The sequence below is a fragment of the Geodermatophilus sp. SYSU D00965 genome, from assembly GCF_054050075.1.
Genome location: NZ_JBJGYQ010000005.1, coordinates 17729 through 32955 on the forward strand (window position 1 = coordinate 17729; position 15227 = coordinate 32955).

The window sequence follows — 15227 nt, forward strand, 5'->3', positions numbered from 1 at the left end:
CGTGCCTCTCGCACCCGTCCTCACCTCGCGCTGGGCCGAGCCGCAGTCCTGGCGGCTGTCGACCTACGAGCGGCTCGACGGCTACACCGCGCTGCGCACCGCCCTGGACATGGGCCCCGACGAGCTGGTCGCCCTGGTCAAGGACTCCGGCCTGCGCGGCCGCGGCGGCGCGGGCTTCCCGACCGGCATGAAGTGGAGCTTCATCCCGCAGCCCAAGCCCGGCGAGACGCCGACCGGGCCGGCGGCGATGCCCAAGTACCTCGTGGTCAACGCCGACGAGGGGGAGCCGGGCACCTGCAAGGACCTCCCGCTGATGATGGCCGACCCGCACTCGCTCATCGAGGGCGTGGTCATCGCGGCCTACGCCATCCGCTCGCACATGGCGGTCATCTACGTCCGCGGCGAGGCCGTGCACGCCCACCGCCGGCTGGTCAACGCCGTGCAGGAGGCCTACGAGGCCGGCTACCTCGGCACCGACATCCTGGGCTCGGGCTACGACCTGGAGCTCATCGTCCACGCGGGCGCCGGCGCCTACATCTGCGGCGAGGAGACCGCGCTGCTCGACTCGCTCGAGGGCTACCGGGGCCAGCCGCGCCTCAAGCCGCCGTTCCCCGCCGTCGCCGGCCTCTACGGCGCCCCGACGGTGATCAACAACGTGGAGACGCTGGCCAGCGTGCCGTTCGTCGTCCGCGGCGGCTCGGACTGGTTCAAGGAGTTCGGCCCGGAGAAGTCGCCCGGCCCCAAGATCTACTCGCTGTCGGGCCGCGTCGTCCGCCCCGGCCAGTACGAGGCCCCCATGGGGACGACGATGCGCGAGCTGCTGGAGATGGCCGGCGGCATCCGCCCGGGCCACGAGCTGAAGTTCTGGACGCCGGGCGGCTCGTCGACGCCGTACTTCACCCCCGAGCACCTCGACGTCCCGCTCGACTTCGACTCCGTGGCCGCCGCGGGCTCGATGCTGGGCACCACCGCGCTGATGGTCTTCGACGAGACCGACTCGATCGTCGAGGCCACCCTGCGGTTCACCGAGTTCTACGCGCACGAGAGCTGCGGCAAGTGCACCCCCTGCCGGGAGGGCACGTACTGGCTGGTCCAGATCCTGCAGCGGCTGGTCGACGGGAGGGGGACGGCGGCCGACCTCGACCTGCTGACCGACACCTGCGACAACATCCTGGGCCGCTCCTTCTGCGCCCTCGGTGACGGCGCGACCAGCTGCATCTCCAGCTCCCTGAAGTACTTCCGCGACGACTACGTCGCGCTCCTGCCGCCGGAGGAACAGGCCCGCCTGGGCCGCAGCCTCCGGCTCGAGCCCGTCGGAGTGGCCTCGTGACCGAGTTCGTGAGGTCACGCACGGGCGCAGCACGACACGGCGCCGGTCCGACGAGCGCCAGCGAGGAGGACCAGTGACGACGCCCCAGCCCGCACCGGCCGCGGTGCCGGCCGTCCCCGGCCCGCACACGCCGCCGGACGCCGTCCACTGCACCATCGACGGCTTCGACGTGGCCGTGCCCAAGGGGACGCTGATCATCCGGGCCGCGGAGATGATCGGCGTCCAGATCCCCCGGTTCTGCGACCACCCGCTGCTCGAGCCGGTCGGCGCCTGCCGGCAGTGCCTGGTCGAGGTCGAGGGGCAGCGCAAGCCGGTGGCCTCCTGCACCATGCCGGTCACCGAGGGCATGGTGGTGAAGACCCAGCTCACCAGCCCGGTCGCCGACAAGGCGCAGCAGGGCACGATGGAGCTGCTGCTGATCAACCACCCGCTGGACTGCCCGGTCTGCGACAAGGGCGGCGAGTGCCCGCTGCAGAACCAGGCGATGAGCAACGGCCGCGCGGAGAGCCGGTTCGTCGACGTCAAGCGGACCTATCCCAAGCCGCTGCCGATCAGCACCGAGGTCCTGCTCGACCGCGAGCGCTGCGTGCTCTGCGCCCGGTGCACCCGGTTCTCCCAGCAGGTGGCCGGCGACCCGTTCATCGAGCTGTTCGAGCGCGGCGCGCTGGAGCAGGTGGCGATCTACGAGGACGAGCCGTTCTCCTCCTACTTCTCCGGCAACACCACCCAGATCTGCCCGGTCGGCGCCCTGACCAGCGCCCAGTACCGGTTCCGCTCCCGCCCGTTCGACCTGCGCAGCGAGCCCAGCGTCTGCGAGCACTGCGCGTCGGGCTGCGCGCAGCGCACCGACTACCGCCGGGGCAAGGTGCTGCGCCGGCTGGCGGGGGAGGACCCGCAGGTCAACGAGGAGTGGAACTGCGACAAGGGGCGCTGGGCCTTCCGGTACGCCACCGCCAACGACCGGCTGACCACACCGCTCGTCCGGCGCGACGGCGTGCTGACGCCGGCCTCCTGGCCAGAGGCGTGGGCCGCGGCCGCGGAGGGGCTGCGCGCCGCACGGGACGCGGGCGGCGTCGGCGTCCTGCCCGGCGGCCGGCTCACCGTCGAGGACGCCTACGCCTACGCCAAGTTCGCCCGGGTCGCGCTGGGCACCAACGACGTCGACGCCCGCGCCCGCGCGCACTCGGCGGAGGAGCTGGCCTTCCTCGCCGCCCACGTCGCCGGCACCGGCCCGGCCAACGGGGCGGTCACCTACGCCGACCTCGCCGCGGCCCCGGCCGTGGTCCTGGCCGGGCTCGAGCCGGAGGAGGAGTCGCCGATCCTCTTCCTCCGGCTGCGCCGTGCCGTGCGCACCCGCGGGCTGGCCGTCTTCGACCTCGCCCCGTTCGTGACCCGCGCCGCGGAGAAGCTGCAGGCCACGGTGCTCACCACCCTGCCCGGCACCGAGGCCCGGTCCCTGGCGGCGCTCGCCGAGGGCACCTGGGGCGGCCCGGCGGTCGAGGCGGTCCGGCGGCCCGGCGCGATCGTGCTCGCCGGTGAGCGGCTGGCCGAGGTCCCCGGCGCCTTCTCCGCCCTGGCCGCCCTCGCCCGGGCCACCGGCGCCCGTGTCGCCTGGGTGCCCCGCCGCGCGGGCGAGCGCGGCGCGGTCGAGGCCGGGGCGCTGCCGACGCTGCTGCCCGGCGGCCGCCCGGTCACCGACGCCGGCGCCCGCGCGCAGGTCGCCGCCGCCTGGGGCGTGCCCGAGCTGCCGGCCACGCCGGGCCGCGACACGACCGGCATCCTCACCGCGATCACCCACGGGCGGCTCAAGGGGCTGCTCGTCGGCGGGGTGGACCCCGCCGACCTGCCCGACCCGCAGCTGGCCCTGGCCGCCCTGGCCGACGCCGACTTCGTGGTCAGCCTCGAGCTGTTCCCGAGCGCGGTCACCGAGTACGCCGACGTCGTCCTCCCGGTGGCTGCCGCGCCGGAGAAGGCCGGTGGCTACCTGGACTGGGAGGGCCGGCTGCGGTCCTTCGACGCCACGCTGCACGGCACCGGCCAGCTGCCCGACGGCCGCGTGCTGCAGGGGCTGGCCGACGAGCTCGACGTCGACCTGCGGCTGCCCGCGCCCGAGGTGGCCCGCGCCGAGCTCGCCGCGCTCGGGGCCCTCGCCGTCCGGCCCGAGGTCACCGGCCTGGACGTCGCCCCGCCGGCGGACCCGCCGCTGACCGAGGACGAGGCGGTACTGGCCTCCTGGCGGCAGCTGCTCGACGTCGGCACCCTGCAGCGGGACGAGCCCGAGCTGGCCGACACCGCCCGCCCGGCGGTCGTCCGGGTCGGCAAGGACGTCGCCCGCCGGCTGGGCCTGGCCGACGGCGACCCGCTCACCGTCTGCGGCGCGATGGGGGAGGTCACCCTGCCCGTGCTCGTCACCGAGATGCCCGACCAGGTGGTCTGGCTGCCGATGCGCTCACCCGGCAGCGAGGTCAGGACCTCACTGGGCACACCCCCCGGCGGCGTCGTCCGCCTCGCGACCGTTCCTGGACCCACCCCTGCCACCCCGACGGGAGGGGCCTCGTGACCGTGCTCGCGGCGGAGAACCAGCCCACCCTGGCCGACTTCGGGCACGACGTCTGGTGGATCGTGCTCATCAAGATCGTCGGCGTCTTCGTCGTCCTGGTGCTGATGACGCTGTTCGCGATCGTCTTCGAGCGCAAGGTCGTCGCCCGGATGCAGCAGCGGATCGGCCCCAACCGGGTCGGCCCCCGCGGCTACCTGCAGAGCCTCGCCGACGGGCTGAAGCTGGCGTTCAAGGAAGACATCATGCCTGCGCTCGCGGACAAGCCGGTCTACTTCCTGGCCCCGGTCATCGCCGCGATCCCGGCCTTCCTGGCCTTCTCGGTGATCCCGCTCGGCCCGACGGTGAGCATCTTCGGCCAGCGCACCCCGCTGCAGCTGACCGACGCCCCCATCGGCGTCCTGGTGGTGCTCGCCTGCTCGGCGATGGGCGTCTACGGCATCGTGCTCGCCGGCTGGGCCTCCGGCTCGACCTACCCGCTGCTGGGCAGCCTGCGCAGCGCCGCGCAGATGGTGAGCTACGAGATCGCGATGGGGCTGTCGATCGTCGCGGTGTTCCTCTACGCCGGCTCGATGTCGACCTCGGAGATCGTCGCCGCCCAGGCCGACGGCACCCAGCTGTCGTTCTTCGGGCTGGAGTTCACCGGACCCAGCTGGTACGCGATCCTGCTGCCGGTCTCCTTCGTCATCTACTGCGTCGCCGTGGTGGGCGAGACCAACCGCGCCCCGTTCGACCTGCCCGAGGCCGAGAGCGAGCTGGTCGGCGGCTTCCACACCGAGTACTCGTCGCTGAAGTTCGCGCTGTTCTTCCTCGCCGAGTACATCAACATGGTCACCGTCTCGGCGCTGGCCGCGACGCTGTTCCTCGGCGGCTGGCGGGCACCGTGGCCGCTGTCGATCTGGGACGGCGCCAACAGCGGCTGGTGGCCGCTGCTGTGGTTCTTCCTCAAGGTCGTCGTCGCGCTGTTCGTCTTCATCTGGCTGCGCGGCACGCTGCCCCGGCTCCGCTACGACCAGTTCATGCGCTTCGGCTGGAAGGTGCTGGTGCCGACGGCGCTGGTCTGGATCCTCGCCGTCGCGACGATGCGCACCGTGGCCCGCGAGGCGGACCTGTCCACCGGCGAGGTGGCGCTGTTCGTCGGCGTCCCCATCGCGCTGCTCGTCCTCGCCGGGCTGCTCGTGGCCAGCCGGGTGAGCAACCGCGACACCCGCATCGCGGCCACCAAGGCCGCCGCGGGGTCGGTCCACCCGACCGACGCCGAGCCGGAGGTGCTGCCGCCGACCGGGCCGCGGCGCCGCCCGGCCGGCGGTCCGAGCCGCGCCGAGGGCGGCTTCCCCGTCCCGCCCATGGACCTGGCGGTGCCGCCGTCCCCACGGCTGCGCAGCCGGGACACCGTCGCCGCCGGCGGGGTCGTCAGCACCGGGCGGCGGGGCGCCCGCACCGGAGAGGAGGACGGCGATGCCTGAGCAGGACCCGTCCACGGACGGCAGCGAGAAGGGCCTGGCCCAGGCCGCCCGCGGCGAGCTCGCGCGCCGCGACGGGGACGCGGGCCCGGTCAAGCGGTCCAGCCGGCTACCGGGCCCGGCCCAGGGCTTCGGGGTCACCTTCGCGCAGATCTTCCGCAAGGTGACCACCGAGGAGTACCCCTACGTGCCCAAGGTGACCAAGCCGCGCTACCACGGGCGGCACGTGCTCAACCGGCACCCCGACGGGCTGGAGAAGTGCGTCGGGTGCGAGCTGTGCGCCTGGGCCTGCCCGGCCGACGCCATCTACGTCGAGGGCGGCGACAACACCGAGGACGCCCGCTACTCACCGGGCGAGCGGTACGGGCGCGTCTACCAGATCAACTACCTGCGCTGCATCTTCTGCGGGCTGTGCATCGAGGCCTGCCCCACCCGCTCGCTGACGATGAGCAACGACTTCGAACTCGCCGACGACAACCGGCAGGACCTGATCTACACCAAGGAGCAGCTCATGGCCCCGCTCCTGCCCGGCATGGAGGCCCCGCCGCACCCCATGCGGCTCGGGGACGACGAGCGTGACTACTACGTCCGGACGCCGGACCCGGCATCGCCGGCCGAGCCCGTCACCGAGGAGCGGGTGTGAGCGCGCTGGCCGCGGCCGCTGACGGGGGCGTGCAGATCGGCACCGGCGAGGCCGTCGTCTTCTGGATCCTCGGCCCGATCGCCGTGGCCGGCGCGCTGGGCATGGTGCTCTCGCGCAACGCCGTCCACTCGGCGCTGTGGCTGGTCAACACCATGCTGGCGCTGGGCGTCTTCTACGTCGTCCAGGAGGCGCCGTTCCTCGGTGCGGTGCAGATCATCGTCTACACCGGCGCGATCATGATCCTCTTCCTGTTCGTCCTCATGCTGGTCGGCCGGGACTCCTCCGACTCGGTCGTGGAGACCCTGCGCGGGCAGCGGGTGGCCGCGATCGTGCTCGGCATCGGGTTCGCCGGGCTGGTCGGCGCCGGCATCGCCCGGGCCACCCAGGACCTCCCGCTCGCCGGGCTCGCGGCGGTGCAGGGCGGCGACAACAGCAACATCGAGGTGGTCGCCCAGGTGCTGTTCACCCGGTACCTGCTGGCGTTCGAGGTCACCAGCGCGCTGCTCATCACCGCCGCGGTCGGCGCCATGGTGCTGGCGCACATCGAGCGGGAGCCCGGCAGCCGCCGCACGCAGAAGGAGCTCTCCCGGGCGCGGTTCCTCACCGACCGGCCGCAGACCCTGCCCGGTCCTGGCGTCTACGCCCGGGCCAACTCCGTGGCCGCCCCGGCGCTGCTGCCCGACGGCCGGCCGGCCGAGGACAGCTTCGCCACCGGCATCGACCCCCAGGAGGTCGAGCAGATGCCCCGTCCCACCGGCCGGGCGGAGCTCGGCAGCCCCGACGCGGCGCTCGGCACGCTCGACCCGGCACCGGAGGAGCGGCCGTGAGTCCCGCGAACTACCTGGTGCTGGCCGCGATCCTGTTCACCATCGGCGCGGTCGGGGTGCTGGTGCGGCGCAACGCGATCGTCGTGTTCATGTGCATCGAGCTGATGCTCAACTCGGTGAACCTCACGCTGGTCACCTTCGCGCGGGCCGGCGGCACCGTCGACGGCCAGATCATGGCGTTCTTCGTCATGGTCGTCGCCGCGGCCGAGGTCGTCGTCGGCCTCGCGATCATCATGTCGATCTACCGGACCCGCCGGTCGGCGTCGGTCGACGACGCCAACCTGCTCAAGTACTGAGAACGGGGACCGGTCGATGGAAACAGTGCCCGCCGACGGGCTGCTCTCCGCGTCCTGGCTGCTGATCGCGCTGCCGCTGGCCGGCGCCGCCGTGCTGCTGCTCGGCGGCCGCCGCACCGACCGCTGGGGCCACCTGCTGGGCGTGGCCACGGTCGTCGTGGCGTTCGTCATCGGCCTGGTCTGCACCCTCCAGCTCGACGGGCGCGCGGTGAGCGTCGACCTGTTCACCTTCGTCTCGGCCGGCTCGCTGGACGTCAGCGCCGGCCTGCTCTACGACCCGCTGTCCGCGGCGTTCGTGCTGCTGATCACCGGCGTGGGCGCGCTCATCCACGTCTACTCGGTCGGGTACATGGCGCACGACCCCGGCCGCCGCCGCTTCTTCGCCTACCTCAACCTGTTCGTCGCGGCGATGCTGCTGCTGGTCCTCGGCAACAACTTCGTGATGCTCTACGTGGGCTGGGAGGGCGTCGGCCTGGCGTCGTACCTGCTCATCGCCTTCTGGTACACCCGCCCGTCGGCGGCGACCGCGGCGAAGAAGGCGTTCATCATGAACCGGGTCGGCGACGTCGGCCTGGCGCTGGCGATCTTCCTGATGTTCGCCCAGCTCGGCACGGTCAGCTACGAGGGCGTCTTCGGCGCCGTCGGCACGCTGGCCGGCGGCACCGTCACCGCCCTCGGCCTGCTGCTGCTGCTCGGCGCGTGTGGCAAGTCCGGCCAGTTCCCGTTGCAGGCGTGGCTGCCCGACGCGATGGAGGGCCCGACCCCGGTCTCGGCGCTCATCCACGCCGCGACCATGGTCACCGCCGGCGTCTACCTCATCGCCCGCTGCGCCCCGATCTACGACGAGACGGCGACCGCCCGCGCCGTCGTGCTCGCCGTCGGCGCGATCACGCTGACGATCGGCGCGATCGCCGGCTGCGCGCAGGACGACATCAAGAAGGTGCTCGCCTACTCGACGGTCAGCCAGATCGGCTACATGTTCCTGGCCGTCGGGCTGGGCCCGGTCGGCTACGTCGCGGGCCTGGCGCACCTGTTCACCCACGGCTTCTTCAAGGCCGGGCTGTTCCTCGGCGCCGGGTCGGTCATGCACGCCATGAACGACTCGGTGGACATGCGCCGCTTCGGCGGGCTGGCCTCCCGGATGCGGACCACCTTCGTCACCTTCGGGCTGGGCTACCTCGCCCTGATCGGCTTCCCGTTCCTGTCCGGCTTCTACACCAAGGACGCGATCATCGAGGCCGCCTTCGACCGCGGCGACGGCTGGGGCTACCTGCTGGGCACGGTGGCGATCCTGGCGGCCGGGCTCACCGCCTTCTACATGACCCGGCTGATGCTGATGACCTTCTTCGGCCGGCCGCGGTGGGAGGAGGGCGTCCACCCGCACGAGGCGCCGCCGGTCATGACCGTGCCGATGGTCGTGCTGGCCGTCGGCTCGGTCGTCGCCGGGTTCCTCCTGGTGGTGGCCTTCCCGCTGGAGGAGTGGTTCGCGCCGGTGTTCGGTGAGCCCGAGGCCGCGGAGCACGTGGTGGCGCCGCTGCTGGTGAGCGTGTTCGTGACCCTCGCGATGCTGCTCGGTGTCGGCGCCGCGTGGCTGTTCGTCGGCCGCCGCGAGGTCCCGGTGACCGCGCCGGCGCGCGTCGCCCTGCCCGTCCGGGCCGCCCGCCACGCGCTGTACGCCGACACGGTCAACGAGTCGCTGTTCATGCGGCCCGGCCAGTGGCTGACCCGCGCGCTGGTCTTCGTCGACAACCGCGGGGTGGACGGCGCGGTCAACGGGCTGGCCGCGACGCTGGGCGGCTCGTCGTCCCGGCTCGGCCGCACGCAGACCGGCTTCGTGCGCTCCTACGCCCTGTCGATGCTCGGCGGAGCGGTCGTCGTCGCCGGCGCGCTGCTGGCGGTGACGGCCGGATGAGCCGCTCCACCCTCCTGCCACCGGGCGGGAGCGAACGGCAGGGGTTCCCCACGGACCGAGAGGCGACGTCGTGACCGACTTCCCGTGGCTGCTGGCGATGATCGTCGTGCCCGCGGCCGGGGCGGCCGTCGTCGCCGCCCTGCCCAAGGGCCGCGACGACCTCGCCAAGCAGGTCGCGCTCGGCGTCAGCGGCCTGGTGCTCCTGCTGGCCGTCCTGGCCACGGTGGCCTTCGACACCGCGGGCCCGCGGTTCCAGCTGACGACGTCGGTCCCCTGGATCCCGGACTTCGGCGTCGACTTCGCCCTCGGCGTCGACGGCATCGCGCTGGTCATGCTGTTGCTCATCGGCGTCCTGGTGCCGGTGGTCGTGGTCGCCTCGTGGCGGGACACCCCGACCACCCGGCGCTCCATGCGGACCTTCTTCGCCTGGCTGCTGCTGCTCGAGGCGCTGCTGGTCGGCGTCTTCGCCGCCACCGACGTCTTCCTCTTCTACGTCTTCTTCGAGGCGATGCTGGTCCCGATGTACTTCCTGATCGGCAGCTTCGGCGGGCCGCGACGGCAGTACGCGGCGGTCAAGTTCTTCCTCTACAGCCTGGTCGGCGGCCTGGTCATGCTGGCCGCGGTGATCGGGCTGTACGTGGTGAGCAACAGCCAGCTGGGGGAGGGGACGTTCGCCTTCGACGCGCTGCGGCAGCTCGAGATCGACCCGGGCGTGCAGAAGCTGCTGTTCCTCGGCTTCTTCGTCGCCTTCGCGATCAAGGCGCCGCTGGTGCCCTTCCACACCTGGCTGCCCGACTCCGGTGCCGAGGCCCCGATCGGTGGCGCGGTGCTGCTGGTCGGCGTCCTGGACAAGGTCGGCACCTTCGGGTTCATCCGCTACTGCCTGCCGCTGTTCCCCGACGCCTCGCGGGACCTCGCCCCGCTGGTCCTCGTGCTCGCCGTCGTCGGCATCCTCTACGCCGCGTTGCTGGCGATGGGCCAGTCGGACATGAAGCGGCTGGTGTCCTACACCTCGATCGCCCACTTCGGCTTCATCGCGCTGGGCATCTTCGCCTTCACCACCGAGGCGGCCACCGGCGCGGTGCTCTACATGGTCAACCACGGCATCGCGACCGGGCTGCTGTTCCTGGTGGTCGGCATGCTGATCGCCCGCGGCGGCTCCCGGCTGATCGGCGACTACGGCGGCGTCGCCGCGCAGGCGCCCCTGCTGGCCGGCGTGTTCCTCGTGGCGGGCCTGGCCACGTTGTCGCTGCCGGGCACGAACAGCTTCGTCAGCGAGCTCCTCGTGCTGATCGGGTCGTTCCCGGAGCTCCCCGCCTACACGGTGCTGGCGACCGTCGGCATCATCCTGGCCGCCCTGTACGTGCTGCTCATGTACCAGCGCACCATGCACGGTCCGCCCCGCGGCGTGCTCCTCGAGCCCTCGGGCACGACGGCGATCCCGGCCGAGGGCGGGGGCACCGCCACCCTGACCGCCCCGGCGCCGGCGCGGCTGCGGGTGCGCGACCTGTCCCGCCGGGAGCTGGCCGTGGCCGCGCCGATGGTCGCGCTGATCATCGCGCTCGGCGTCTACCCGCAGCCGCTGCTGGACCTCATCGAGCCCGCGGTCGCCGCGACGATGAGCGACGTCGGCGCGGACCCCGCCGGCGTGCAGCCGGCCACCACCGACGGGGGGAACTGATGATGGTCAGCGCGGTGGACGCGATCCAGGCGCCGAGCCTGTCGATGGGCGCCCTCACGCCGCTGCTGCTCGTGTTCGGGGCCGCCTGCGTCGGGGTCCTGGTCGAGGCGTTCGCCCCGCGGGAGGTCCGCCACCCGGTGCAGGTCGCCGTCGCCCTCCTCGGAACCGTCGGCGGCCTGGTGACCAGCCTGCTGCTCGCCGGGTCGCGGGAGGTCACCGCCGGCGGCGCGCTCGCCGTCGACGGCCCGGCGGTCTTCCTGATGGCCACCATCGCCGGCTTCGGGGCGCTGTCGATCCTGCTGTTCGCCGAGCGCTCGCTGGACCCGGCCCGCTCGGCGTTCGTCGCGGCGGCCGCGGTGCCCGCGGGCAGCCCGCGCGACCGCGAGCTGATGACCGCCCCGCGGGTGCAGACCGAGGTCTACCCGCTGGCCACCTTCGCCGTCGGCGGCATGATGCTGTTCGTCGCCTCCAACGACCTGCTCATCATGTTCGTCGCGCTCGAGGTGCTCAGCCTGCCGCTCTACCTGATCAGCGGGCTGGCCCGGCGTCGCCGGCTGCTCTCCCAGGAGGCGGCGCTGAAGTACTTCCTCCTGGGAGCGTTCGCCTCGGCGTTCTTCCTCTACGGGCTGGCGCTGGTCTACGGCGCCACCGGCAGCGTGCGGTTCTCCGACATCCGGGCGGCGGCCGCGGCGAGCGGCAGCGACGTGCTGCTGGTCCTGGGCCTGGCGCTGCTGATCGTGGGGCTGCTGTTCAAGGCCAGCGTGGCGCCGTTCCACTCCTGGACGCCGGACGTCTACCAGGGCGCCCCGACGCCGGTCACCGCGTTCATGGGCGCGTGCACCAAGGTCGCCGCGTTCGGTGCCATCCTCCGGCTGCTCTACGTGGCCTTCGGCACCAGCGAGTGGACCTGGCGGCCGATCGTGTACGGCATCGCCATCGTCTCGATGGTCGTCGGCGCCGTCCTCGGCCTCACCCAGACCGACCTCAAGCGGATGCTGGCGTACTCCTCCATCGCGCACGCGGGCTTCCTGCTCACCGGTGTCATCGGCTACGGCGGTGGCGCGGCCGGCACCGACTCCGGGCTGGGCGCGACGATGTTCTACCTGCTGGCCTACGGCCTGACCACGCTCGGGGTCTTCGCCCTGCTGACGCTGGTCCGGGACGGTGACGGCGAGGCGACGTACCTGGCCAAGTGGGCGGGGCTCGGCCGGCGCTCGCCGCTGATCGCCGCCGTCATGACCCTGTTCCTCCTGGCGCTGGCGGGGATCCCGCTCACCAGCGGGTTCACCGCGAAGTTCGCCGTGTTCCGGGCCGCGATCGACGACGGCGCGTGGCCGCTGGTCGTGGTGGCGCTGCTGACCAGCGCGGTGGCGGCGTTCTTCTACCTGCGGGTCATCGTGCTCATGTACTTCTCCGAGCCGGCTGCCGACGGCCCGACCGTCGGGGTGCCCGGGCTGCCCACCACCATCGTGCTCGCCGTGACCGTCACGGCCACGCTGGTGCTGGGGATCGTGCCCGGGGCGGTGCTCGACATGGCCGAGCAGGCGGCTATCTTCGTCGGTTGATGACCGGAGCCAGCGCCGCCGTCGACGGGGACACCCCGGTCGAGACCTGGCAGCGGATCTCGACCCCCGCCTCGACGATCGGGCCGTGGTTGCCCGAGGGGGACCTCGGCCCGCGCCTCGCCGAGGGGCTGGCACGCGTCGAGGAGGCCCTGCTCACCGCCGTCGACAGCGAGCACCCGTTCATCTCCGAGGCCGCCGGGCACCTGGTGGCAGCAGGGGGCAAGCGCTTCCGGCCGCTGCTGGCCCTGCTGGCCGCCGAGCTCGGGGACCCTCACGCTCCCGGCGTGACCGAGGCGGCGGTCGTCTGCGAGCTCACCCACCTGGCGACGCTCTACCACGACGACGTGATGGACGAGGCCGCCGTCCGCCGGGGAGCGCCCAGCGCCAACAGCCGGTGGTCCAACAGCATCGCCATCCTCACCGGCGACTTCCTCTTCGCCCGCGCCTCCGACCTGCTGGCCGACCTCGGCCCCGAGGCGGTGCGGATCCAGGCGCGCACCTTCGAGCGGCTGGTGACCGGCCAGATCCTGGAGACCGTCGGCCCCCGCCCCGGCGCCGACCCGGTGGCCCACCACCTGCAGGTGCTGGCCGACAAGACCGGCTCGCTGGTGGCCACCTCGGCCCGTTTCGGCGCGTCCTTCGCCGGCGTGGGGGAGGACCTGGTGGCGGCCCTCACCGCCTTCGCCGAGGAGGTCGGGGTCGCCTTCCAGCTCTCCGACGACCTGCTCGACATCGTCAGCCAGGACGGCACCTCCGGGAAGGCGCCGGGCACCGACCTGCGCGAGGGCGTCGCCACCCTGCCGGCGCTGTTCGCCCTGGCCGGCGACGACCCGGCCGAGGCACGGCTGCGTGACCTGGTCTCCCGGCCGATCACGGATGACGCCGAGCACGCCGAGGCGCTCGCGCTGCTCCGCTCGTCGGCGGGGCTGCTGCGGGCCACCGGGGTGCTGCAGGAGTACGCCGACCGGGCCCGCGCCCGGCTGGCCGGCGTCCCCGAGGGGCCGGTCCGCGACGCCCTCCGGGCGCTGTGCGACTACGTCGTGACGCGCACCAGCTGAGCTGTCCGGGCATGCTGGGCGGGTGCGCGCCCGTCTGACCTGCATGGGGGCCGTCCTGCTGCTGGCCGCCTGCACCGGGGGCGCGCCGGGCGACGAGCCGGCCCCGGGCTCCCCGCCGACGACGTCTCCCGGCAGCAGCGCGCCGGCGTCCCCGACGGCGACCACGCCCCCGGTCGTCCCGGCCCTCGACGTCACGGTGGTCGCCGACGGGCTGGACCACCCGTGGGACCTCGCGCAGGCCCCCGACGGGACGCTGCTGTTCGACGAGCGGGGCGGCGGGCTCACCGCCGTCCTGCCCGACGGCACCGTGCAGGAGGTCGACGCCGACTTCGCCGACCTGTTCGCGCGCGGGGAGACCGGCCTGATGGGGCTGGTCCTCGATCCGGACTTCGCGCAGAACCGGCGCTTCTACACCTGCCAGGGGCGGCAGGACGGCGACGACCGCTCCATCGCGGTGGTCGCCTGGACGGTGGACGACGGCTGGCGCAGCGCCACCCGGGTCGCCGACCCGCTGCTCGGCGGGATCCCGGTCAACGAGCGCATCGGCCGGCACGGCGGCTGCCGGCTGCGCTTCGACACCACCGGCGCGCTGCTGGTCGGCACCGGCGACACCGCCGACCCGGACAACGCCCAGGACCTGGGGACCCTGGCCGGCAAGGTGCTGCGGATCGACCCCGCCACAGGGGAGGCGGCACCGGGCAACCCGTTCGCCGGCCGGCCGGGGGCCGAGCCGCGGGTGTGGACCTACGGGCACCGCAACGTCCAGGGGCTGGCGGTGCGCCCGGGGACCGGCCAGGTCTACGCCGCCGAGCACGGCCCCGACCGGGACGACGAGGTCACGTTGCTGCGGGCGGGCGGCAACGGCGGCTTCGCGCCCCACGGCCCCGGCTACGGCGAGTTCATCCCGATGACCGACCTGTCGCTGCCCGACGTCCTCCCCGCCACCTGGGCCTCCGGGGACCCGACCATCGCCTCCTCCGGCGCCACCTTCCTCGACGGCGACCGGTGGCAGGCCTACGAGGGCCTGCTGCTGCTCGGCGTCCTCAAGGGGCGGGGCGTCCTGGCGCTGCGGGTCGCGGACGACGGCGGGCTGCTCGAGCAGTTCCGGCTGCCCCAGTTCGAGGGCACGTACGGCCGGATCCGGACCGTGCAGCTCGGGAACGACGGCGACCTGTACGTCACGACCGACAACGGGAACGGGAGCGATCAGGTACTCCAGGTCGCGCCACGCGCCTGACGGACCCGCCGTCGTCGAGAGTTGCAGGTCACGGGGTTGTGACAAAAGTCATCTATTCGTAAAGGTGGCCGACGTCAGAGTCCTACGGCCGCTAGCTCGGCCGCGCACGAAGGGGAATCTCCATGCGCCGCTCCCGACTGCTCCTCGCACTCCCCGCCGCCACGGCACTGGTGTTCACCGGCGTCGCGCCCGCCTGGGCCGGTGGTGACCACGACCACGGTGACGACGCCTGGGCCGAGGTCGTCAGCATCGACGACGAGGCGGAGCTGGGGGACGACGGCGACACGCTGGACGTCACGTTCACGTACAAGTGCGAGGACGACGACGACTCGGACGAGATCTCGGCCGACGTGAAGTCCGAGAACGACAGCGAGTACAAGAAGGACGACGTCGACCTCGACTGCGACGGCGACGAGCACGACAAGACCGTCACCCTCGACAAGGAGAGCGACGACCCGGCCGAGGCCGGTGACTGGGTCGAGGTGACCGTCACCATCAGCGACGGCGACGACGAGCTGGACTCGGCGTCCGAGTGGGTCGAGGTCGTGGACGAGGACAACGGCGACAACGGGCACAACGGCGACAACGGCCACCACGACCACCACGACGGCCACTGAACCGCCGGCCGTGAGGGGCTGACCTCACGCACCAACGCGAG

General features: G+C 73.0%; 12 protein-coding genes. All 12 read left to right on the forward strand.

Annotated features, from left to right (window positions below; translation table 11 throughout):
- The first annotated feature begins 1 nt into the window (after position 1).
- The 12 genes from nuoF to ACI789_RS06005 all read left to right on the forward strand — a co-directional run bounded on the left by nuoF (position 2) and on the right by ACI789_RS06005 (position 15186).
- Positions 2–1330 carry an NADH-quinone oxidoreductase subunit NuoF gene (gene nuoF, locus ACI789_RS05950; RefSeq protein ID WP_457007151.1) on the forward strand — a complete coding sequence of 443 codons (1329 nt, stop codon included), beginning with the start codon at positions 2–4 and terminating at the stop codon, positions 1328–1330.
- Positions 1331–1403: 73 nt separating this feature from the next.
- The gene (locus ACI789_RS05955) at positions 1404–3890 is read left to right on the forward strand and encodes an NADH-quinone oxidoreductase subunit G (protein ID WP_457007152.1); all 2487 of its coding nucleotides are present in this window, start codon (positions 1404–1406) and stop codon (positions 3888–3890) included.
- Positions 3887–5353: an NADH-quinone oxidoreductase subunit NuoH gene (gene nuoH, locus ACI789_RS05960; protein WP_457007153.1), complete on the forward strand. Its 1467-nt coding sequence runs from the start codon at positions 3887–3889 to the stop codon at positions 5351–5353. The genes ACI789_RS05955 and nuoH overlap by 4 nt, the downstream gene beginning before the upstream one ends.
- Entirely contained in the window at positions 5346–5993 is a 648-nt protein-coding gene (nuoI, locus tag ACI789_RS05965; protein ID WP_457007154.1) for an NADH-quinone oxidoreductase subunit NuoI, read from the forward strand. Before nuoH ends, nuoI begins: the two co-directional genes overlap by 8 nt.
- A complete protein-coding gene (locus tag ACI789_RS05970) occupies positions 5990–6820 on the forward strand; it encodes an NADH-quinone oxidoreductase subunit J (protein ID WP_457007155.1) in 831 nt (276 codons plus the stop codon). Before nuoI ends, ACI789_RS05970 begins: the two co-directional genes overlap by 4 nt.
- Positions 6817–7116, forward strand: coding sequence for an NADH-quinone oxidoreductase subunit NuoK (nuoK, locus tag ACI789_RS05975; RefSeq protein ID WP_456921172.1), 300 nt, complete (start codon positions 6817–6819; stop codon positions 7114–7116). Before ACI789_RS05970 ends, nuoK begins: the two co-directional genes overlap by 4 nt.
- 16 nt (positions 7117–7132) lie before the next feature.
- A complete protein-coding gene (gene nuoL, locus ACI789_RS05980) occupies positions 7133–9028 on the forward strand; it encodes an NADH-quinone oxidoreductase subunit L (protein WP_457007156.1) in 1896 nt (631 codons plus the stop codon).
- Between the two features lie 70 nt (positions 9029–9098).
- Positions 9099–10709 (forward strand): NADH-quinone oxidoreductase subunit M, encoded by a 1611-nt coding sequence (locus ACI789_RS05985; RefSeq protein ID WP_457007157.1) that lies wholly within the window; start codon positions 9099–9101, stop codon positions 10707–10709.
- A 14-nt stretch (positions 10710–10723) separates the two neighbouring features.
- Complete coding sequence (nuoN, locus tag ACI789_RS05990) at positions 10724–12274, forward strand: NADH-quinone oxidoreductase subunit NuoN (protein WP_457007158.1); 1551 nt, start codon at positions 10724–10726, stop codon at positions 12272–12274.
- The gene (locus ACI789_RS05995) at positions 12274–13332 is read left to right on the forward strand and encodes a polyprenyl synthetase family protein (protein WP_457007159.1); all 1059 of its coding nucleotides are present in this window, start codon (positions 12274–12276) and stop codon (positions 13330–13332) included. Before nuoN ends, ACI789_RS05995 begins: the two co-directional genes overlap by 1 nt.
- Positions 13333–13354: 22 nt before the next feature.
- Positions 13355–14569 (forward strand): PQQ-dependent sugar dehydrogenase, encoded by a 1215-nt coding sequence (locus ACI789_RS06000; protein WP_457007160.1) that lies wholly within the window; start codon positions 13355–13357, stop codon positions 14567–14569.
- A gap of 122 nt (positions 14570–14691) precedes the next feature.
- On the forward strand, positions 14692–15186 hold the full coding sequence (locus ACI789_RS06005) for a hypothetical protein (RefSeq protein WP_457007161.1): 495 nt from the start codon (positions 14692–14694) through the stop codon (positions 15184–15186).
- The last annotated feature ends 41 nt before the right edge of the window (positions 15187–15227 follow it).